Source organism: Hyunsoonleella aestuarii (genome assembly GCF_006148925.1).
Taxonomy (GTDB): domain Bacteria; phylum Bacteroidota; class Bacteroidia; order Flavobacteriales; family Flavobacteriaceae; genus Algibacter_D; species Algibacter_D aestuarii.
Genome location: NZ_VAWB01000002.1, coordinates 183,790 through 205,239, shown reverse-complemented (window position 1 = coordinate 205,239; position 21,450 = coordinate 183,790). Strand labels below are relative to the sequence as shown.

The window sequence follows — 21,450 nt, the reverse complement described above, 5'->3', positions numbered from 1 at the left end:
GTCGCTTTTTTTATTACTAAAAACTAATTTTCAAATTGTTTTAGTGTTTTTATAATTATCGAAACGCAATCTAATAGCTGATCTTTAGTCATCACTAAAGGCGGTGCAAAACGAATAATATTTCCATGCGTGGGTTTTGCTAATAAGCCATTATCTCGTAATGCTAGACAAATATTCCATGCCGTATCGCTGTCTTCGTCATCATTGATTAAAATTGCATTTAAAAGTCCTTTACCTCTCACCAATCTAACAATAGTGCTCTTTTCAATATAACGGTTCATTTCGCTTCTAAACAATTCACCTAACTGAAATGCATTTTCGGCTAAATCTTCATCTTTAACAACCTCAAGAGCAGCCATAGCTACTGCCGCTGCAATTGGGTTACCACCAAAAGTACTGCCATGATTACCCGGTTGAATAACGTTCATAATCTCATTGTTAGCCAATACTGCAGAAACTGGATACAAACCTCCGCTTAATGCTTTTCCTAACACTAAAACGTCAGGTTTAACATCTGGAGTACCTGAGCAATCCTTATTTGGGCAACTACAATTGCCACAACTCGCCAAAAGTCTACCAGTTCGAGCTATACCTGTTTGTACCTCGTCGGCAATAAATAAGACATTATACTTCTCACATAAAGCTTTAGCTTCCTTTAAATAGTTTTCACTTGGCACGTGCACTCCAGCTTCCCCCTGAATGGGTTCAACCATAAAACCTGCAACATTAGGGTTGGTACTTAAAATGTTTTCTAAAGCTTCAATATCATCATATTCTACTTTAATAAAACCATCAGTATATGGTCCGAAATTCTTTCTTGCTACTGGATCATTTGAAAATGAGATAATGGTAGTCGTCCTTCCGTGAAAATTGTTTTTACAAACTATAATTTCAGCTTTATTTAAATCAATTCCTTTTACTTCATACGCCCATTTTCGACATAATTTCAAAGCCGTTTCTACGGCCTCGGCTCCTGAATTCATAGGAAGCATCTTATCGAACTTAAAATACTGCGTAGCATATTTTTCATACTTACCAAGCATATCGTTATAAAATGCTCGCGAAGTTAGGGTTAGTCTTTGGGCTTGCTCTGTCATAGCATTCACTATTTTCGGGTGACAATGCCCTTGATTTAAAGAGGAATAGGCAGACAAAAAATCGTAATACTTTTTTCCTTCTACATCCCAAACATAAACACCTTCTCCTCTTGATAATACAACTGGTAGTGGGTGATAATTTTGGGCACCATACTTGTTTTCTAATGCCATCGCTTCTTGCGATGTAATGTGGTCTAAAACAGCCATTTTTATTTAGTTTTTAATTAAAAAATAACCATTCCTTCTGTACCTTTATTCTTTCGAAGAATCCGAAAAAGCAGCGTGGGAGAGAAATCATCCCTGGATAGGGCTGCAATTTAATAAATTTTATTCGCCTACCAAAAACAGCGCACTAAGACACTTTACCCGAAAGCGACAAGACTTGAAGTTCTAATCTCTTAATTTCTCTAATTATTGCGTTTTTATCCATTTGCATCCAAGCAAAAACTTTAAGCATACTAACACCCAATAAAAAAATTACACTCCCAGTTGCCCACTTAATCATATCAAAAGTAACTTCGGTATTAAAAAATTGCACTAAACAATAAATAAAAAGCCCAAAGAATACTAAGGTCATAAGATTCATTAGATACATAATCCATTTATTTTTCCCTTCAAATAATCCCCAGACCATTTGGAAAACATTTTGTTCGTCTAAATCATCATAAAATTTAGCCTCTTCCTCCGTTAAAGTTTCTTTAATTAATTGATCGATGTCTTCTTTCTTAGTTTTCATAATTTATGTTTTTTAAAATTTGTTTTAATTTTTCTCGAGCATGAAATAATCTTGATTTTGCGGTTCCTACAGAAATATTTAAAATCTTACTTATTTCTTTTAAGGAATATTCTTGTGAGTAGAACAGACGAATAACCGTTTGTTGGTTCTCTGGCAATAATTTTATGGCCTCTAACAATTTCAGTTTAATTAAATCGTTCGAGTTTTGCACTTCACTTGAATCAACATCTTTACACTTATAGTTTTCAAGATTGTTATTTAGTTTTTTGTTTGCATTAATCCAATCCAATGATTTTGTGTAAACTATCCGTAAAGCCCAACTTTTAAAACTTGATGGCTTATTTAAATGGTTTATCTTACCAATAATCAGAGTCCAAGTATCTTGAGCTATATCCTTGGCAACATCAGGGTCTTTAACCACCCAATAGGCTTTTTCGCAAAACGTTTTATGCCATCGCTTTACCAATTGGTTTAAAGCGTTTTTGTCTCCAGATTGGAACATTAAAACTAAATCGCTATCTGATTGTTTTCCCTTCACTTATTTTAAAATATATCGCCAAAGGCGCACCCAAAGATTCCATTTTGTATATGCCTTAACATCTGAAAAATTATTTTCTATATTATCGAAAGCGTTTTCAATTAAAGCATCATGAAGCCATCTTATTACAAAAATCCATTTTAGTGTTGCCAAACCCTCTGTTGTCATTAGGATACTGTGTTTAATTTCAGTTGAAAACGCATCAATCGGCTCTATTTCAATTTTGTGTATACCATTAAATCCTTTGGGCTTATAAAATTTAAAGCCTATTAGATTTTCAAAATCACAATGTTCAACTTTATAACGGATTATCCCATGCCCTCCTCTAGCACCTACTTTTAACCCTCCTTTAAATTGTATCGGAGGCCATTTCTTATTTGGCCACACCTTATCATTTTGGCTTGCTAGTGTTTTCAATAAGCTAACAACTTCAACTTTGGGTTGTTTGATAATACGTCTGTGTATGTTTACAACTTGCATTCTACAATAAAGACGTTAAAAACCATAAAAGGTTCATTTTAGGTTGAAAATCCTTTAAAGTTAATAGAAATAAAGGAGCTTATATTTAATGTGATTATTATTTTTGCACGATGTCTAGAAGAAAAAAAGCACGAAAGCAAGTTTTTGAAAATATTGAAGTTATTGATGCTGCAGCAAAAGGAAAGACTATTGCGAAAGCACCAGACGGTAAGGTTATTTTTTTACCAAATGCTGTACCTGGTGATGTAATTGATATTCAAACTTTTAAAAAGCGTAAAGCTTATTACGAAGGTAAGGCTACTGTGTTTCATAAACTTTCGAATAAAAGAACTGAGCCAGTTTGCGAACATTTTGGTACTTGCGGAGGTTGTAAATGGCAAAATATGGCTTACGAGCATCAATTGTATTACAAGCAAAAAGAAGTTACCAATAATTTAACTAGAATCGGACATATAGAATTACCCGAAGTCACCCCTATATTAGGATCGAAAAAGCAATATTTCTACCGAAATAAAATGGAATTTTCCTTTAGTGATAGCAGATGGCTGACATTTGAAGAAATACAATCTGATAAAGATTTAGGTGACAAAAATGCCTTAGGTTTTCATATCCCAGGCATGTGGGATAAAATTTTAGATGTAAAACAATGTCATTTACAAGCCGACCCATCTAATGCGATAAGGAATGCAGTTAAAAAGTTTGCTATTGAAAATAAGTTGGAATTTTTCAATACACGCAATCAAACTGGTTTATTGCGCACTATGATGATTAGAACATCAAGTACTGGAGAAATAATGGTATTAGTGCAATTTTTTAAAGAAGACCAAATTAAACGCACACTTTTACTTGATTTTATAGCCGAAACCTTTCCACAAATAACATCGCTTCAATATGTAATAAACGGGAAAGCGAATGATACCATTTACGACCAAGACGTGATTTGCTACAGAGGTAAAGATCATATTTTTGAAGAAATGGAGGGTCTGAAATTTAAAATAAATGCAAAGTCTTTTTATCAAACAAACTCAGATCAGGCATTCGAACTGTATAAAATCACTCGAAATTTTGCCGGCTTAACGGGTAATGAATTAGTTTATGATTTATATACAGGTACTGGAACTATTGCACAATTTGTTGCTAAACAAGCCAGTAAAGTAATTGGTGTAGAATCTGTTCCGGACGCCATTAAAGCAGCTAAAGAGAATGCACAATTAAACAATATAAATAACGTTGAATTCTTTGTTGGCGACATGAAAAATGTATTCAACGCATCATTTATTGAAAGCAACGGAACCCCTGACGTCATTATTACAGATCCACCACGTGATGGCATGCACAAAGATGTTGTTCAGCAAATATTAAACATTGCGCCAAAAAAAGTTGTTTACGTAAGCTGCAATAGCGCTACACAAGCAAGAGATTTAGCTTTAATGGATGCCCAATACAAAGTAATTAAAACACAAGCAGTCGATATGTTTCCGCAGACTTTTCATGTAGAAAATGTTGTACTTTTGGAAAAAAGGTAAATTAATTAATGAAGAAAATAAACCTACTAATTGCTCTTTTATTTATAATTGGAAACTACAGTTGTGAGCGCGACGATATTTGCCCCGAAAGCACGCCTACAACACCCCGCTTAATTATTGACTTTTTTGACATCACGGATCAAGACACACAAAAAAACGTTTTCGATTTAAGAGTTCAAGGTATTGGAAATGAGAATACGCTTCCAGGTTTTAATGTAGCGTCTTCTGCAAACACAATTACCTTACCATTAAGAACTGATGCAAACGAAACTCAATATAGCCTACATATCGATTATGCTATAAATGATAACGGAACCCCAGACGACACAAGTGATGACTTTGCCGAGGGTAATGAAGATATTATTTCGATTACATATACGACTGAAGAAGTATATGTGTCAAGAGCTTGTGGCTATAAAACAATATTTAAAAATGTTTCGATTACAATCCAGACTGATTCGGATAACTGGATATTATCAAGAGAATCTATTAACGACAACCAATCTGTAGAAGATGAGACCACGACACACTTTAATATATTTCACTAGCTGCATTGCGCTATTCTTGCTGTTTAGTGTGTCTGTAAATGCACAAAATGATAGCATCCCTAATGTAGCTGAAGACTCAACGAAAATCAAGTTAAAATATGGTTTGCGATTTGGAGGTGATGTAGGAAAACTGATTCGTACTGTAGTAGATGATGAATACAGTGGTTTTGAGGTTATCGCAGATTATCGTTTAAAAAACCGATTATATATTGCAGGTGAACTTGGCATAGAAGAAAAGACGACGACTACCGACTACTTGGACATTACAACCAACGGGACTTACCTTAAAGGGGGTATAGACTACAATCTATATCAAAATTGGCTCGATATGGATAATATGATTTTTACTGGTTTCCGAATTGGTGCAAGCACCTTTAGTCATACTAGAAATAGCTTTCAAGTTTATAGCACCGACCAATATTGGGCACCTCAATTCACTTCCAACGATGGAACAAAATTTAGTGACCTTACTGCTTTTTGGGTAGAATTAATAATTGGTCTAAAGGCAGAACTCTTCAATAATCTTTATTTAGGTCTTAATGTTCAATTGAAAGGTTTAGCTAGTGAGACTGAACCATCAGAATTTGAAAATATTTATATTCCTGGTTTTGGTAAAACTTTCGATAGCAGTGGCATTGGCGTGGGCTATGGATATACCATCTCTTACAGAATTCCTCTTTATAAAAAAGACAAAGAGTAAATTAAGTTTTAAGAAACAAAATTTTACACATTGAATAAGAAGTGCATCACATCACCATCTTTAACAATGTAATTTTTACCCTCAACGCGCATTTTACCAGCTTCTTTCACTTTTGACTCACTGCCATAAGTTACGTAGTCGTTATATGCAATTACTTCGGCACGAATAAAGCCTTTTTCAAAATCTGTATGAATAACTCCAGCCGCTTGTGGACCGGTAGCACCTATATCAATAGTCCAAGCTCTTACCTCCTTCACGCCCGCTGTAAAATAGGTTTGTTGATTAAGTAATTTATACGCCGAACGAATTAATTTAGCAGAACCTGGTTCATCTAAACCTATATCTTGCAAGAACATCTGACGTTCTTCGTAATCATCCAATTCATTAATATCTGCTTCAGTACCAACCGCTAATACTAAAACTTCAGCATTTTCATTCTTAACCGCTTCTTTTACTTCATCTACATAAGCGTTTCCACTTACTGCAGATCCTTCGTCTACATTACAAACATACATAACTGGTTTATCGGTAATAAACTGAGATGGTTTTACAAAGTCATTATAATCATCCTCACTAAACTCAATAGCACGCACGGAAGTTCCAGACTCAATGTTCTCTTTAATCTTTAATAAAACAGCTTCTTCTTTTTGAGCCTCTTTATTTCCTGTTTTAGCAGCACGCTTAACCTTATCAAGCTTTTTTTCAACTGTTTCTAAATCTTTTAATTGCAACTCCATATCAATTGTTTCCTTATCACGAATAGGATTTACATTACCATCGACATGGACAATATTATCATTATCAAAACATCTTAAAACATGGACAATAGCATCAGTTTCACGAATGTTTGCTAAAAATTGATTACCAAGACCTTCTCCTTTGCTTGCTCCTTTAACCAATCCAGCAATGTCAACAATCTCAACAGTCGCTGGAACCACGCGTTCTGGATTTACCAAAGATTCCAACTTTTCCAAGCGTGGATCTGGAACATTTACAACACCTATATTGGGTTCGATAGTACAAAATGGAAAATTCGCGCTTTGTGCTTTCGCATTCGATAAACAATTAAATAAAGTCGACTTACCTACATTTGGTAATCCTACAATGCCTGCTTTCATAAATAAAAAATTTCGACTGCAAATGTAATCATTTCATAGATTATTACTTGTAACATTTTTAAGTCTTAATCGTTGGATTTATGTAAACCATCACAAATGAAAAGAATACTCTTTATAATTGCTTTAGCACTAAGTAATGTCTTTGTTTTTTCTCAAAATATCACAGCAAGAATTATTGATAATACGACGAAGGAACCTATTCAATTTGCAACCATAAAAACAGGGGCATATTCTGGAGTTATTTCTAATGACGAAGGATATTTCACCATTAATGGCGATGATATTAAAAAGCCCATCACTATTTCTTGTATGGGCTATCAAAACAAAGTTTTAAGTATTTCAGAAATAAAACAACTTAGTAATGTTATTCCCTTAACTGAAGCTATAAATCAGCTTAACGAAGTTTATATTAGTAATAAAACTCCTAATGCAGATTCAATTATTGCCAAGGCTAAGTCTAATTTAAAAGTTAACTACAAACCAAATCTTAACAGATACAACATATTCAGCAGAAACACAGACTACGTTGATTTTAAAAGTTTAGATTTCGAAATAGAAAAGGCTAAGCATGTCAAGAAATCGAAAATTGAAGACGCAAACAGAAGTTTAGCCAATATGGGGAAACAGATAATTGAAAGCAACATAGTTTCTTTTTCCGATTTTAAAGGGGCTTTATATGTTCTTGATAAGGATAGTTCAAAGATTCATGTTGATAAAGCCACAAAATTATTAGACTATAAGAATGACTTTTCAATAGACAATATTCAAGAAAAGGCCCAAGATATTGTACTTACCTATTTAGACACTACTAAAACATATAAATTAAAAACTGGAATTTTTAAAATTGAGGATTCACTCTCGTTAAAAAGTGATGATTTTAAAAATGATGAAGAAAATATTCATAAGCTTTCTCATTTAAACAATCATACCAGATCCTTATGGAAGCGCTCACAGTTCTACAAAAGCGCTTTCTTAAGCAAATTTTTAAATGGTGATTTATACGAATATGCCTTTAAAAATATAGGTTACAACAATAATGAGCTTAACTACATCATAGAATTTACGCCTAGAAAAGGTAAATCTAAACATACGGGAACACTCTATATTTCTGATGATAATTATGCTATTACTAGAGTAGATTATAACTACTACAAAAATCGTCATGGTGAAAAGTTTAACTTAAAGCTGCTTTTAGGCGTTAAGTATATTGAAAACACAAGTGAGGGCACTATTATTTACCAAAAAGATAGCAGCAACCTTTACCATCCTAAGTATATAAAACTTATTACCGGTAGTTATTTCTTTGTGAGCCGTGGTTTAAAATTCATTGAAAATAGTCCAAATCGATATAAAATAAATTTTGATTTTAAACTGGAAGGGGACTTTCAAAATAAAGAAGAATTATTAATCACGACAAACAACGATATTGACTTAAGTAACTTCTCAAAAATTTCGCAAGAAAAAGAAATACCAATTAAAGTGCTTAACAGGTATGAAAAAACACTTTGGGAAAACGAAGAAACCTTGGAGCCTTTAAAAGAAATGAAAGAATTTAAGACAACTAATTAATAATAATCATAAACTTTCACCTCTAATAAATCAAAATAATGTAAGATTTGTAATTGTATAAAATTTTATCACCTTTGATTTTTTTTAAACTAAACATTGATAATAAATGAGTCCTATTTGACCCAAAAACACTATATAGATTTTATTTATAGTTGTCATTTAAATCATTTTAAATCATACAATTATATTCATTTTAATAAACTATTAGTTTAAATATATTATAAAATATATATGAAGGCTAAAATAGTACACTTCAAACACCATTACTAAGAACAATTTTATATTTTTAAACATTCTAAACAATTATTTGTAACATTTTAAAAGAAACAACTACTTACTCTATAACTAAACCATCCCATTGAATAAAGAACTAGAACATAGCTTTGTTGAGTTACTGGAAAAACATCAAAACATTATACACAAGGTGTGCAGATTGTACACCAATAATTATGATGCACATAATGATTTATTTCAGGAAATAACTATTCAACTTTGGAAGGCTTACCCAAAATTTAGAGGAGACTCCAAATTTAGTACTTGGATGTACCGCGTAGGATTAAATACAGCTATTACGCTCTACAGAAAATCTAAGCGCTCTATTACTACTCAGGATTTTGAAGGTGTTTCTTTCAAGATGAAAGCGGAAGATTATGACGACACCGAAGAACAACAGCTAAAACTACTTTACAAGGCAGTTCATAAATTAAACGATATTGAAAAAGCCCTAGTCTTTCTTTATTTGGAAGACAAAGACTATAGAGAAATCAGTGAAACTATGGGTATTAGTGAGGTAAATGCGCGAGTAAAGATGAACCGAATTAAAACTAAACTAAGAACCATTTTAAATCCGTAAAATTATGGATGAATTAGATTTATTAAAAAAAGACTGGAACAAGCAACAAAATCAAGACAAAACATTGTCTAGCAAGGATATATATCCCATGCTTCATAAAAAATCGTCTTCAATTGTCAAAACATTATTTTATATAAGTATTGCCGAACTAATTCTATGGATTTTAGTCAACACAATCCCTTATTTATATTCAGAAGAATACAGGAACAAGCTAGATGTAATTTACACAAACGATTACCTATTTACTATAGTAACTGTTTTTAGTTATGCAGTTATTTTATTATTTATTTATTTATTATTTAAGTCCCAACGCTCCATTTCAGTTACAGATAATGCTCGCAAATTAATGGAAAGCATTTTAAGGACTAGGAAAATTATTAAATACTATGTGCTATACAATTTAGTTGTAGCAGGGCTTTCTCTACTAATAGGTTTTTATTTCGCCTTCACTAAAGACCCTAAAGCACACGAAGTCTTTGCGTCATTAAATGACAACCAACTGATATTAGTTTATGGTTTGATAACTGTTGTAACCATTGTTTTTATTTTAATTATTTGGTTGTTTTATAAACTTATCTATGGATTATTACTTAAACGCCTAAACAGAAATTACGCCGAACTAAAAAAACTAGAAGTCTAGAATAAAGTTTTCCATCTCAACAACATCCCCGGGTTGCAAGACATTTAAAGCTATGCCCCCTACCCTAACTCTAACTAACCGAAGTGTTGGAAATCCTACTACCGAAGTCATTTTTCGAACTTGCCTAAATTTACCTTCTTTTAAGGTAATTGAAATCCAAGAGGTTGGACCATGCCTTTCATCTCTTATTTTTTTTGAACGTTTTGGTAATTCTGGAGACGACTCTAACTTAAACACATCACAAGGTTTTGTCTTGTAATTTTTACCTTCTAAACCAACGTAAACACCATTGGATAGGTCTATTATTGCTTTATCTGATATTAAACCATCAACTTGAGCATAATATTCCTTTTCAACTTTTTGACTATTAACATAGTCACTGATTTTTCCATCTGTTGTTAACAGCAATAACCCTTCAGATTTTTCATCCAGGCGACCTATAGACATTACACCTTCAGGAAAATCATATAACTCTCCTAAAAATTTCTTGTTTCGCTGTTTTGAGGCATTACTAATAAACTGACTTAAATACCCATAAGGTTTATAAACGACAAAATTACGATGATTATTTGATTTAAGTAGACTCATTTAAAATTCTGTAAACCAATTCTTTCGTTGGCTTTTTTCCATTTATTTTATTTCGGATTGAATCGAAGTCAACTTTAAAATCGCAGCCTGATTTATAATCACTACAACCATAAGCAGATTTCCCTTTTAAAACTATGCCTTTCTTGCATTTTGGGCATATCAAGTTTTTAGAATTCGGTTTCCCCTCTGCCGATTTAGGTTGGATTTTAAGCTTAAAACCACTATCCAAACACAGTACACCTTCAATAGCTTCAGAACCTGTTTTAAACCCCTTTAAATTGACTGTAGAACCCTTATCTAGTAGTCTTACAAACTGGTTGTCAGATATTTTTTTGTTCATAAACTTAAAAGGCAAAATAAAATCGCAGGTCTTTTTAAAGGCACTACATCCATAAGCTGTTTTTCCTTTTAAAAGCTTTCCCGTATTACACTTTGGGCAAGGTCTAGAAACAACCCCATTGAAAGTCTTTTTAACAATAGATTTTTTGTTTTGTATACTTTCAGTATACGAAATATTCGCTCGCTTCTTTTCACTTCGCACCTCATAAACCAAGGCATCAACCATGCGTTTCATATTCTTTATGAAAGCTCCTGCACTATAATCTCCTTTTTCGATATCTTTTAACTGCTTCTCCCATGAACCCGTAAGTTCTGCAGACTTTAGGAAATCATTTTGAATAGTATCGATCAACTGGATCCCAGTGTCCGTTGGTAAAACTTGCTTTTTATTTCGCTTTATATATTTACGTTTGAATAGGGTTTCAATGATATTAGCACGCGTTGAAGGCCTTCCAATTCCATTCTCTTTCATTAAGTCGCGCAGTTCATCATCATCAACTTGTTTGCCTGCAGTTTCCATAGCTCGTAACAAAGAGGCTTCTGTAAATTGATTTGGTGGTTTTGTTTTCTTTTCTAGAAACGAAGGCTTATGAGGTCCTTTCTCCCCTTTTTCAAAGGTGGGCAAAACACCAGATTCTTTATCTGATTTACTTGAGTTTTCAAAAACAATACGCCAGCCTTTATCCAAAATTTCCTTTCCTATAGCCTTGAATAACACATTTCCTGCTTTACCAATTACAGTTGTATTAGCTACAACACTGTCGTCATAGAACACCGCTATGAAGCGCTTTACAATAATATCATAGACTTGCTGCTGACTGGAAGGCAAACTCGTCTCTATTCCTGTAGGCATTATAGCATGATGATCTGTTACCTTTTTATCATTAAAAACTTTTGACGATTTTTTTATTTTCTTTCCAAGTAACAACGGTTTTGTTACCCCAGAATAATTAGTTAACTTTTTAAGAATACCATAGACTTTAGAATATATATCATTTGGCAAAAATGTAGTATCAACTCTTGGGTAAGTAACCATTTTTCTTTCGTATAACGCTTGCGCTATTTTTAAAGTTTCATCCGCCGAAAACCCAAATTTTGTATTACAATATACTTGCAAACCCGTTAAATCAAACAACTTAGGAGCATACTCTTTTCCTTTTTTCTTTGTAATAGATTCAATTTCAAATTCGCTTTCTTTAACATTATTTGCTAAGGTCTCTCCATCTTCTTTCTTTAGAAATCTCCCATCTTCATAACTAAATAATATATTTCGATACAAAGTTTGTAACTCCCAATAGGGCTGCGGTTTAAAGTTTTCAATTGTTTTAAAGCGTTCTACAACCATAGCCAAAGTTGGTGTTTGCACCCGACCTACAGACAATACTTGTTTGTAACCTCCATGCTTAACCGTATACAATCTTGTAGCATTTATACCTAACAACCAATCCCCTATCGCTCGAGAAAACGCAGCATAATAAAGATTATCATAATTGGTTGATGGTTTTAAATTTTGAAAGCCTTCTTTTATGGCTTCGGTAGTTAGAGACGATATCCAAAGGCGCTGCACAGGTCCTTTATATTTTGCTTCATTAATTACCCAACGCTGTATAAGCTCTCCTTCTTGTCCGGCATCGCCACAGTTTATTACAACTTCGGCCTTTTCAAATAATTCATTTACAATTTTAAATTGTTTTTGAATTCCAGAATTAGAAACCACCTTGGTCTCAAACTTTTCTGGAAGCATCGGTAAGTTATTTAAATCCCAACTTTTCCAATATGGTTTATAATCAACAGGTTCTTTTAAAGTACATAAATGTCCAAACGTATAAGTTACAACATAACCATTCCCTTCATAGTAACCATCACGTTTAGTGTTGGCCCCTAAAATAGAAGCAATTTCTCTAGCAACACTAGGTTTTTCGGCAATACAGACTTTCATTTATATGTTTAAAATATAAATGCAAAATAGAAATTTTGAAAACACTTAAAAAAGTGAGTTGTTAAGAGTTATTAACTAATTACCACTCACGTTTCTTGTTTAATTGCTCTAGCTCCTCTAATTCTTTTTGAGGAATCACTTTTAGGAATGAAGGATGTTGTTCAATAGCAAATTCTATATGTTTAACTATTTCATCTGTAGACTCGTTGTCATAATCAATTTGCAATGGCTCTTTAATTTCAAATGATTGAAGGATGTTTTTCTTTTTTATTCTTAACCCTTTTTTATCAAATGAGCGCCTAAAACCATCAATAACAATAGGCACAACAATTGGCTTATAACGTTTTATTATATGAGCTGTACCTTTTCTAATCGGTTTAAATGGTGTGGTTGTGCCTTGCGGAAAGGTAATTACCCAGCCATCGTCAAGTGCTTTACCTATATTTGAAATATCGCTCATACGCACTTGCCTATTCACATCTTTCCCCTCAGATCTCCAAGTTCTTTCTATACTTATTGAACCAACATACGCTAAGATTTTAGGTAATAAACCAGCTTTCATAGTTTCTTTAGCAGCTACGTAATATATATTTAACTTAGGATTCCAGAGATATCCAACATTTTTAATAGAGTCTACACGACCACTTAAACTAGCGTTGAAAACATGAAACATAGCAACGACATCGGCAAAATAAGTTTGATGGTTAGAAATAAACAAGACATTTGTATCTGGTAAGGTTTTAATAATTTCAGACCCTTCGATATGAAGTTCATTAAACCCGCGGAATCGCCTATGCGTCATAGCTCCTAAAATACGGATAAGCCATTTTTTAACGATTAATATATGCCCAAATGGATTTTTCTTAAACAATCCCATAAATCACACTTCAATGTTGGTTAGTTAAAACAAATGTAATAAATCTATTAAATTAGATTACTGCTTTTAATAGGTCTTTAATTTCACTGAGCATCATAGCAGTGGCACCCCACACCACATGCCGCTTTAATCTATATGCAGGCACCTCAACCTCAACACTATAAGATGTTTTAACTCGTTTTGATATAATAGAGTCATCATCTAATAATTCTTTAAGAGACACCTCAATAATCGCTTCTACTTCATCCTCTTGAACAATAAAATCCGGAGTTTCTTTACAAATTCCAAAAAAAGGCTGCACATAAAAATTACTAGGTGGAATGTACACTTGAGATAATTTTAAAAGAACCTCCATCTTTCTTTTAGACACACCCACTTCTTCAAAAGTCTCTCTTATAGCAGCATCCTCTATAGTTTTATCCCCTAATTCAATTTTTCCTCCTGGAAATCCAACTTGTCCCGAATGAACCCCTTCATAGGTTTTTCTTAAAATCAATACAAAATGTGTCTCATTATTCTGTTTTGGATAAAATAACGCCAAAACACCTGCACTTTTAGCCTTTTTAATAGCTTCTTTTTGCCTCTTTAAGAGTGCTTGCCTAAAAGGTGGAACCATTTTAAAATGAGAAGTTTCTCCATTAAGCGGTATATTTTTTACTTTTGCTATCGATTTTAAAAATTCGTCAAAATTCATTTATGCGTCTACTATTTCTTTTAAGTATATTTTTTTTACTACTAAATTGTGAAGATAAACAATCTAAGAAAAAGAATAATTCTCTAAATACCTCCACTGAAACAGAAACAAAAAAACCAGAAACTAAAACCTCTGAAAATGAAGAACCAAAGCGTAAATATCCTAAACTGGATTCGAAAAATGCCATGGAGTTCTTCTTACATTATGAAAAAGAGAATAAAGAAAATAAAGTTCGCATGACAACCGATTTTGGAGTTATTGACATATTACTTTTTAATGAAACAAAATTCCATAGAGCCAATTTTATTTTCCTAACTAAACAAAATTATTTTAACGACACTCAATTTTACAGAGTTATCAATAATTTTATGGTCCAAGCAGGAAATAGTGATGATAAAAAAACAGCCAGAAAACGTGCTTATATTGGTCGTTATTTGTTACCAACCGATACTAAAAGAGGCTTTAAACACGATAGAGGTGTAATTTCAATGCCAAGCGGTGAAATAGACAATCCTCATAAACTCGCCTCTCCTTTTGAATTTTTTATCGTGCAACATAAAGGAGGCGCTCACTTTTTAGATGGCGATTATACCATATTTGGAAAAGTTATTAAAGGCATGGACGTCGTAGACAGAATTGCTGCTGTAGATACTGATGAAGCAGATTGGCCACTTAAAAACATTTTTATTAGAACCATAGAAATTATCGAGTAAGGTAAAAATTCCTATTACTTATAAATTGTAGGCAGTGCAATTTTAAATTTAACCGCCAAAAGGCGAATCGCTATTACCACTGACCCCGCGATAATAAAAACCCAGTTATCTTGAATGGGCAACATCCTAATCATAAAATAAGTTATTCCTCCTAAAATACAGGCTGTGGCGTATATCTCTTTTCTAAATATAACAGGAATTTCATTACAAAGAATATCGCGAAGTACACCACCAAAACTAGCAGTCATGGTCCCTAAAGCGATGCAAATAATAGGATGCAACCCAGCATTTAAGCCCTTATCGATTCCAATCACAGTATATAAACCAATTCCAATAGTATCAAATAGAAACAGGGAGGTTCTTAAATAGTTTATTTTACTTCTAAAAATCATTGCAAAAATAGCAGATGCCATAATAACATAAGAAAATGTCATATCCTTCATCCAGTTAACCGGTGTATCTCCAATAAGTAAATCACGTAGCGTTCCCCCTCCAACTGCCGTAACAAATGCAATTATTAGAATACCGAATAAATCCATCTTTTTATTAATGGCCACCAAAACACCAGAGATTGCAAAAGCAATAGTTCCTAAAATGTCGATTGTGAAAAACATAATTTAAAATAAATAAGAGCAGGATTTATAGCGAACTAAGCAATTCAAATTATTTTGTAAATAAAATCTGCCATCTCCTTACATGTTTTGGGTATAAAAATTATAATCCTTTAAAATTGCATCAATAAATTCTATATCTGTTTTTTGTTTTATTTCCTTAATATCAACCACTTCAATAATTTTTTTTCTTAATTTAATTAAAGTCTGGTAATCCTTGGATGCTTTTGCCGTTGTAAAAGTATCTTTTATAATGCGCGCATCATTATCAGTCAATTTAATGACATTAGGGTAAGATGGTTCGTAATCGCTATGTAAGTTTTCTAAAATAGTATGACTAATATTTACATTATTCTTTAATGTAATTACTGATGTTCCTGCAGTCATGTCTCCCAGTCTTTGATTTTTTGAACTGGTTATAATAGCTATTAAAGCAACAACACCAGACATTATGTTCAAATCTACAATTCTAAAAATCCATCTAATGACAAAATCTGCCAATGACGCTTGGTAACCATCAATCTTTACTACTTTAATCTTTAAAATTCGCTTGCCTGGAGTTTGCCCATCAAGAAGTGATTCAAAAAGTAAGGAATAAACAATAACTGGCAAATAAAATGTAACATAAACAGCTGCTTGCGACCAACTATCCATTCCTGAAATAAGATCATCAATTTTAAATAAATTAAAAACTAATTGATAGACTACAATAATGTAAGCAATCTTGATAATCCAATCTATTCCATAAGCCAATATCCTTTCGCCTACGCTAGCCGCATTAAAATTTATGTTTACGTTTTGGGTTGTATTAATCTGTAACTCGACCATGAATTAATTTATAATCCTATTAGCAAATCTAAGGTAAAATATTGTATAACTTAAACTACTTTTCAGCATTGAATTCTATTATTGAATAAAATTTTTGTTTAGTTTTGAATCTGCATGAGAGAAGTTGCTTTTATTAAACAAAACAAAGAGAAATGGCTTAATTTTGAGAAGGCGATTTTCGGAAAAACTTTAAAAAACCCCGATGAATTAGCTTCTCTATATATTCATTTAGTTAACGATCTCTCATACGCCCAAACCTACTACCCAAAAAGTAAAAGCATACTATATCTAAACAATTTAGCGGCTAGAGCATTTCAGAAGATTTATAAGACTAAACGAGAAGATTCAAATAGGTTTGTGCATTTTTGGAAAGTTGAAGTACCATTGATCATTTATCATTACAGACGCTATCTTCTTTATGCCTTTATACTCTTTTTAACTTTTGTATCTATCGGAGCTATTTCAGCAGCATACGATGACACGTTTGTTCGAATAATACTTAGCGATCAATATGTAAACATGACACTTGAAAACATAGAAAAAGGCGACCCCGTAGCTGTATACAAAAGTGGTAGTAATTGGGGAAGTTTTATCGGTATTACCTTAAACAATCTTTACGTCGGGATAAAATCTTTCATCTATGGCGTGTTTGGAGGTTTAGGAACTGGACTTGTTATGCTTTATAATGGCATCATGCTTGGCTCTTTTCAGTACTTTTTTCATCGTGAAGGTGTGCTATGGGAAAGTGTTCGGGGTATTTGGATACATGGTGCCATGGAAATATTTGCAATAGTAATTGAAAGCGCTGCCGGCTTAATTCTTGGTGCAAGTATTTTATTCCCTAAAACATACTCTCGCATAACTTCGTTTAAAACTGGAATGAAAGATGGTGTCAAAATTTTAATAAGCACCTTTCCGTTCACTATTGCAGCTGGTTTTTTAGAGGGTTTTGTTACAAGATATTCTAATACGATGCCTAACTGGTTAGCGGTAGGCATTATTCTATTTACACTTAGTATTATCTCTTTTTATTATTTAATATATCCATTTATTTTAAACAGAAAACTTATACAAAAACATGCAATTATATAAATCGAGAGGGTTTAGTGAATTTTTTCAAGACACATTTACATTTCTTAAACAAGAGGGTAAACACTTTTTCAAGCATTACTTTATTATAAATGGTGCTTTTCTTTTAATACTTGTGGTTTTAGGTTATTTCTTTACTAAATTTTATACCGATTTTATTTTCGGCGGTTTATTAGAAGGCAAAAGTACAACCCTTGTTGACGACTATATTAATGAAAACTTAGGCCTTTTCGTGTTAATGTCTTTGGTTTTTATTGTAGTTGCTCTTATAGCTGGCATGGTGTCTTATGCTTATCCAGCTATTTATCTAAAACTTTATTCAAACCATGAAGGAAGTCGATTTGACACCTCACACCTTATAAATGCCTATAAATCTAATTTAGGCAAGCTCGTAATATATATACTGTGCAGTATTCTTATTGCAATTCCATTATTTATTGGTTTTGTTATTGGGGCATTTGCACTCATTATCACAATTATTGGGATTTTAACCATTCCACTGCTAATTGGTGCATTTATGCTTTTTTATAGCATGACTCTTATGGAGTATTTAGAAAACAAAAAAGACATTTGGGGTAGTTTTGGGTATGCATGGCAACTTTTAAAATCGAAGTTTTGGTCAGCAGTTGGTTGCGTTGGTCTATTTTATTTAATAAGTTATATTATACAAAACGTTATTAGTTTAGTTCCTTATTTATTTGGAATGGCAAGTTTGTTTACCACTATTGATAGTGGTGGGCCTAGTCAAGAAGAATTGGGAAGTACAATGACCATGATTATGCTTTTAGTTTTCTTTTTGACTTTTATTGTCAGTGCCATTTTAGGAAGTATTGTTCAACTTAATCAAGGTATTATTTTTTATAGCCTTAAAGAAGATAACGAAAACATAAATACAAAAAGCATAATAGATCAAATAGGATCTGGTGAATAGAATACTTCGTATACATATAGTCCTACTCCTATTCGGGTTTTACTGCAATGCCTTTAATGCTGATATCCCAGTAATTCATGCGAATACTACTTTTATAGAACAAGATAGTTTACAAATTGATACGAGTTATATTAAACCGCTACGATTTGAAAATTTAGACGACAAATATACTGGTGAAGACTACATTTACGAACGGTCTGTGGAAAGTTCGGGATGGTGGACACGATTTAAACAATGGTTAAGTGATTTTTTTAGAGATTTATTTAGTATTAAAAATAAAGGTCAAGCTTTAGATCTAACTGATATTGCCATAAAAATTGCTGGAGTAATTATATTTTTACTCGTTGTTTATTTTATCTTCAAAGCTGTTATGAATGATGAAGGTTCTTGGGTTTTTGGAAAATCATCAGATAAAAATATCATACCAGTTACCGATGTTGAAAATAACATTCGCACTTCCAACTTTAAATCTCTTATAGCCTTTGCTGAAAAGCAAAAAGATTTCCGTTTAGCTGTTCGGTATTACTATTTATGGCTTTTAAAATCACTTACTGAATCAGAGATCATTGAATATGATGTCGAAAAAACGAATAGCGATTATCATAGCGAAATTACCTCAGAAAGCATAAAAAATGAATTTGCTTATACTTCCTATTTATACAACTACATTTGGTATGGCGAATTTAATGTGAACGAGGCTCAATTCAGTAGAGCTAAACAAGCTTTTATTAATTTTTTAAATTCAATAAAGGTATGAGTAAAACGGTAAAAATATATGTAGGTATACTTGTTGTTCTTTTTGTTGGAATTTTAGCGATCGAATTTTCGAAACCTAAACCCATAAATTGGAGACGTACCTACAATGAAAATCACAAAATACCGTATGGTACTTTTATCTTACTTAACGAAATAAACAAACTATTACCAGATACCGAAATTAATAATATTAGAGTAACACCATTTGAATACTTTGATGAATTCTACAACTGGAAAGATAGTACTTATATAACATCCGGAACTTATATGCTCATAAATGAACATGCAGATCTAGACGAGGTTTCAGCTCAGGAATTGCTAGATTTTACCTCACATGGTAATACTGTGTTTATTTCTTCTAATTATCCACCTCAAAAAATATTAGACTCATTAGCTATAGAAGTGAATTACGACTATAATTTTAAAGGTAAAGCTCAATTTAGTTATGCTAACCCAAATTTAAAGAGAGACTCTATAACCATTGAAAAAGGTCTAAGTAATTATTATTTCTCAAAACTAGACTCTACATCAACGACAGTTTTAGGTTATCAAAAATTCGATTCCATTAATCATATCAATTTTGTAAAAGTTAATCATGGTTTTGGCAATTTCTATTTACATCTTCAACCAATTACCTTTACAAATTATCATTTGCTAAAGGAAAATCATAAAGATTATGCTGCGGCATCGCTATCATACATTAGTGATGACATAATACATTTCGATTCTAGAAATAAAATTGGAGCAGATTTAGGACACTCTCCTTTACGTTTTATACTCGGTGAGCCTGCATTGCGATGGGCATGGTACATCGCCTTAATAAGCTTAGTATGTTTTATGATTTTTAATGCAAAACGTAAACAACGTATTATTAAAGTTATTAAACCATTAGAAAATACAACCATTGCTTTTACTAAAACAATTGGTAATCTATATTATGAAACTAAAGACCATAATACTATTATTGATAAAAAGATCACTTACTTTTTAGAATATTTAAGGCGTGTTTATTATTTAGATACCCAAACTTTAGATGATAAATTTATAAAAAACTTAAGTTTGAAATCTGGCAAGAAACAACCAGAAATAAAAAAATTAATTACCATTATTAGACAATTAAAAGCAAAACGCGAATGTTATGAAAGTGATTTGCTGCGATTAAATAGAACTATTGAAGATTTTTACACCAAATAAATATGGAGGAATTAAACAAGGACCACGAAACTAATTTAAAACCTAATAAGGAACAGCAAGATTTTGAAAATACTTTGACAGGTAATGAACCTTCTAAAGAAGAAAACTTAGACTTTAAAAACCGCGTTGACTTAAGTGAACTGGAAGAAGGGATTAACTTAATAAAGAACGAAATAAGCAAGGTCATTGTTGGTCAAAAAGCAATGGTTGATATGCTAATTGCATCTATTCTTTCAAATGGACATTCATTAATAGAAGGTGTTCCAGGAGTAGCTAAAACAATTTCAGCTAAACTACTTGCTAAGTCTTTGGATATTGAATTTAGTCGGATACAATTTACACCAGACTTAATGCCTAGCGACATTTTAGGAACGTCTGTGTTTGATATGAAATCATCTGAATTCGAATTCAAAAAAGGCCCAATTTTCTCGAATATGGTTTTAATAGATGAAATAAACCGTGCACCAGCTAAAACTCAAGCAGCCTTATTTGAGGTGATGGAAGAGCGTCAAATTACCATCGATGGACACAAATATGAAATGAATTTACCTTTTATAGTATTAGCAACTCAAAATCCAATAGAGCAAGAAGGTACTTATAGACTCCCAGAAGCTCAGTTAGATCGATTTCTGTTTAAGATAGATATAGACTATCCAAATCTTATTGAAGAAATTGAAATTATTAATCGAGAACAAGATCTGAAAGGCTCTAAGAAAACAGATAAGATTACTGCTCATCTTAGCAAAACTGAAATTTCCAAATTTCAAGAATTAGTTAATCAAATAATCATAGAATCGCATTTAGTAAAGTACATTGCAGATATTATCGTAAATACAAGGAGTAATCCATTTTTATATCTCGGTGCATCACCAAGAGCTTCGATTGCTATTTTAAAAGCAAGTAAAGCTTTTGCCGCTATGAATGGTCGTGACTTTGTGACTCCAGAAGACATTAAACAAGCCGCAATTCCTGTATTACAACATCGTGTTATTGTGACTCCAGAACGCGAAATGGAAGGCGTTACCACAAAACAAATTATTAAACAAATTATTGAAGCAGTTGAAATACCAAGATAATGACTAATGG

The 21,450-nt window shown here is 32.5% G+C and carries 23 protein-coding genes; 12 read left to right on the top strand and 11 right to left on the bottom strand.

Annotated elements, in window-relative coordinates; all coding sequences use genetic code 11:
* Positions 1-23: 23 nt before the first annotated feature.
* From rocD to FEF17_RS10630, 4 genes are all read right to left on the bottom strand, one after another.
* Positions 24-1,304: an ornithine--oxo-acid transaminase gene (gene rocD / locus FEF17_RS10645; protein WP_139002381.1), complete on the bottom strand. Its 1,281-nt coding sequence runs from the start codon at positions 1,302-1,304 to the stop codon at positions 24-26.
* Positions 1,305-1,449: 145 nt separating this feature from the next.
* Positions 1,450-1,833: a DUF6768 family protein gene (locus FEF17_RS10640; protein WP_139002380.1), complete on the bottom strand. Its 384-nt coding sequence runs from the start codon at positions 1,831-1,833 to the stop codon at positions 1,450-1,452.
* Entirely contained in the window at positions 1,823-2,371 is a 549-nt protein-coding gene (locus FEF17_RS10635) for an RNA polymerase sigma factor (protein WP_246046838.1), read from the bottom strand. Before FEF17_RS10635 ends, FEF17_RS10640 begins: the two co-directional genes overlap by 11 nt.
* Positions 2,372-2,851 carry a hypothetical protein gene (locus FEF17_RS10630; RefSeq protein WP_139002379.1) on the bottom strand — a complete coding sequence of 160 codons (480 nt, stop codon included), beginning with the start codon at positions 2,849-2,851 and terminating at the stop codon, positions 2,372-2,374.
* Between the two features lie 110 nt (positions 2,852-2,961).
* On the opposite strand from FEF17_RS10630, the gene rlmD reads away from it, so the two are divergent.
* The 3 genes from rlmD to FEF17_RS10615 are packed head-to-tail and all read left to right on the top strand — an operon-like array spanning position 2,962 to position 5,625.
* Positions 2,962-4,377 (top strand): 23S rRNA (uracil(1939)-C(5))-methyltransferase RlmD, encoded by a 1,416-nt coding sequence (rlmD, locus tag FEF17_RS10625; RefSeq protein ID WP_139002378.1) that lies wholly within the window; start codon positions 2,962-2,964, stop codon positions 4,375-4,377.
* Between the two features lie 8 nt (positions 4,378-4,385).
* The gene (locus tag FEF17_RS10620; protein WP_139002377.1) at positions 4,386-4,925 is read left to right on the top strand and encodes a DUF6452 family protein; all 540 of its coding nucleotides are present in this window, start codon (positions 4,386-4,388) and stop codon (positions 4,923-4,925) included.
* Positions 4,891-5,625 (top strand): DUF6048 family protein, encoded by a 735-nt coding sequence (locus FEF17_RS10615; RefSeq protein WP_139002376.1) that lies wholly within the window; start codon positions 4,891-4,893, stop codon positions 5,623-5,625. Before FEF17_RS10620 ends, FEF17_RS10615 begins: the two co-directional genes overlap by 35 nt.
* 23 nt (positions 5,626-5,648) lie before the next feature.
* Here FEF17_RS10615 and ychF read toward each other — a convergent pair whose 3' ends face one another.
* Entirely contained in the window at positions 5,649-6,743 is a 1,095-nt protein-coding gene (gene ychF, locus FEF17_RS10610; RefSeq protein ID WP_139002375.1) for a redox-regulated ATPase YchF, read from the bottom strand.
* 96 nt (positions 6,744-6,839) lie between these two features.
* Here ychF and FEF17_RS10605 point away from each other — a divergent pair, with 96 nt between their 5' ends.
* The 3 genes from FEF17_RS10605 (at position 6,840) to FEF17_RS10595 (ending at position 9,805) form a co-directional block, all read left to right on the top strand.
* Positions 6,840-8,312, top strand: coding sequence for a carboxypeptidase-like regulatory domain-containing protein (locus tag FEF17_RS10605; protein WP_139002374.1), 1,473 nt, complete (start codon positions 6,840-6,842; stop codon positions 8,310-8,312).
* 358 nt (positions 8,313-8,670) lie between these two features.
* A complete protein-coding gene (locus tag FEF17_RS10600) occupies positions 8,671-9,165 on the top strand; it encodes an RNA polymerase sigma factor (RefSeq protein ID WP_139002373.1) in 495 nt (164 codons plus the stop codon).
* 4 nt (positions 9,166-9,169) lie between these two features.
* Positions 9,170-9,805: a DUF8845 family protein gene (locus FEF17_RS10595; RefSeq protein WP_139002372.1), complete on the top strand. Its 636-nt coding sequence runs from the start codon at positions 9,170-9,172 to the stop codon at positions 9,803-9,805.
* Here FEF17_RS10595 and FEF17_RS10590 read toward each other — a convergent pair.
* The 4 genes from FEF17_RS10590 to FEF17_RS10575 all read right to left on the bottom strand — a co-directional run bounded on the left by FEF17_RS10590 (position 9,794) and on the right by FEF17_RS10575 (position 14,242).
* Positions 9,794-10,393 (bottom strand): pseudouridine synthase, encoded by a 600-nt coding sequence (locus FEF17_RS10590; RefSeq protein WP_139002371.1) that lies wholly within the window; start codon positions 10,391-10,393, stop codon positions 9,794-9,796. The genes FEF17_RS10595 and FEF17_RS10590 overlap by 12 nt on opposite strands.
* The gene (locus FEF17_RS10585; protein ID WP_139002370.1) at positions 10,380-12,671 is read right to left on the bottom strand and encodes a DNA topoisomerase 3; all 2,292 of its coding nucleotides are present in this window, start codon (positions 12,669-12,671) and stop codon (positions 10,380-10,382) included. Before FEF17_RS10585 ends, FEF17_RS10590 begins: the two co-directional genes overlap by 14 nt.
* A 79-nt stretch (positions 12,672-12,750) precedes the next feature.
* On the bottom strand, positions 12,751-13,548 hold the full coding sequence (locus tag FEF17_RS10580) for a lysophospholipid acyltransferase family protein (RefSeq protein WP_139002369.1): 798 nt from the start codon (positions 13,546-13,548) through the stop codon (positions 12,751-12,753).
* A gap of 52 nt (positions 13,549-13,600) precedes the next feature.
* The gene (locus FEF17_RS10575) at positions 13,601-14,242 is read right to left on the bottom strand and encodes an NUDIX hydrolase (protein WP_139002368.1); all 642 of its coding nucleotides are present in this window, start codon (positions 14,240-14,242) and stop codon (positions 13,601-13,603) included.
* 2 nt (positions 14,243-14,244) lie between these two features.
* On the opposite strand from FEF17_RS10575, the gene FEF17_RS10570 reads away from it, so the two are divergent.
* A complete protein-coding gene (locus FEF17_RS10570) occupies positions 14,245-14,955 on the top strand; it encodes a peptidylprolyl isomerase (RefSeq protein ID WP_139002367.1) in 711 nt (236 codons plus the stop codon).
* Between the two features lie 14 nt (positions 14,956-14,969).
* On the opposite strand, the gene FEF17_RS10565 is transcribed toward FEF17_RS10570, so the two are convergent.
* Both FEF17_RS10565 and FEF17_RS10560 read right to left on the bottom strand, forming a co-directional pair.
* Positions 14,970-15,569, bottom strand: coding sequence for a trimeric intracellular cation channel family protein (locus tag FEF17_RS10565; RefSeq protein ID WP_139002366.1), 600 nt, complete (start codon positions 15,567-15,569; stop codon positions 14,970-14,972).
* A gap of 78 nt (positions 15,570-15,647) precedes the next feature.
* Positions 15,648-16,394, bottom strand: coding sequence for an RDD family protein (locus tag FEF17_RS10560; protein WP_139002365.1), 747 nt, complete (start codon positions 16,392-16,394; stop codon positions 15,648-15,650).
* 114 nt (positions 16,395-16,508) lie between these two features.
* On the opposite strand from FEF17_RS10560, the gene FEF17_RS10555 reads away from it, so the two are divergent.
* The 5 genes from FEF17_RS10555 to FEF17_RS10535 are packed head-to-tail and all read left to right on the top strand — an operon-like array spanning position 16,509 to position 21,440.
* Complete coding sequence (locus tag FEF17_RS10555) at positions 16,509-17,486, top strand: stage II sporulation protein M (RefSeq protein WP_139002364.1); 978 nt, start codon at positions 16,509-16,511, stop codon at positions 17,484-17,486.
* Complete coding sequence (locus FEF17_RS10550) at positions 17,473-18,414, top strand: hypothetical protein (RefSeq protein ID WP_139002363.1); 942 nt, start codon at positions 17,473-17,475, stop codon at positions 18,412-18,414. Before FEF17_RS10555 ends, FEF17_RS10550 begins: the two co-directional genes overlap by 14 nt.
* Entirely contained in the window at positions 18,407-19,171 is a 765-nt protein-coding gene (locus FEF17_RS10545) for a DUF4129 domain-containing protein (RefSeq protein ID WP_139002362.1), read from the top strand. The genes FEF17_RS10550 and FEF17_RS10545 overlap by 8 nt, the downstream gene beginning before the upstream one ends.
* Positions 19,168-20,364, top strand: a complete 1,197-nt coding sequence (locus FEF17_RS10540; protein WP_139002361.1) for a DUF4350 domain-containing protein — start codon at positions 19,168-19,170, stop codon at positions 20,362-20,364. The genes FEF17_RS10545 and FEF17_RS10540 overlap by 4 nt, the downstream gene beginning before the upstream one ends.
* Positions 20,365-20,366: 2 nt before the next feature.
* Positions 20,367-21,440 (top strand): AAA family ATPase, encoded by a 1,074-nt coding sequence (locus tag FEF17_RS10535; RefSeq protein WP_139002360.1) that lies wholly within the window; start codon positions 20,367-20,369, stop codon positions 21,438-21,440.
* Positions 21,441-21,450 lie beyond the last annotated feature (10 nt).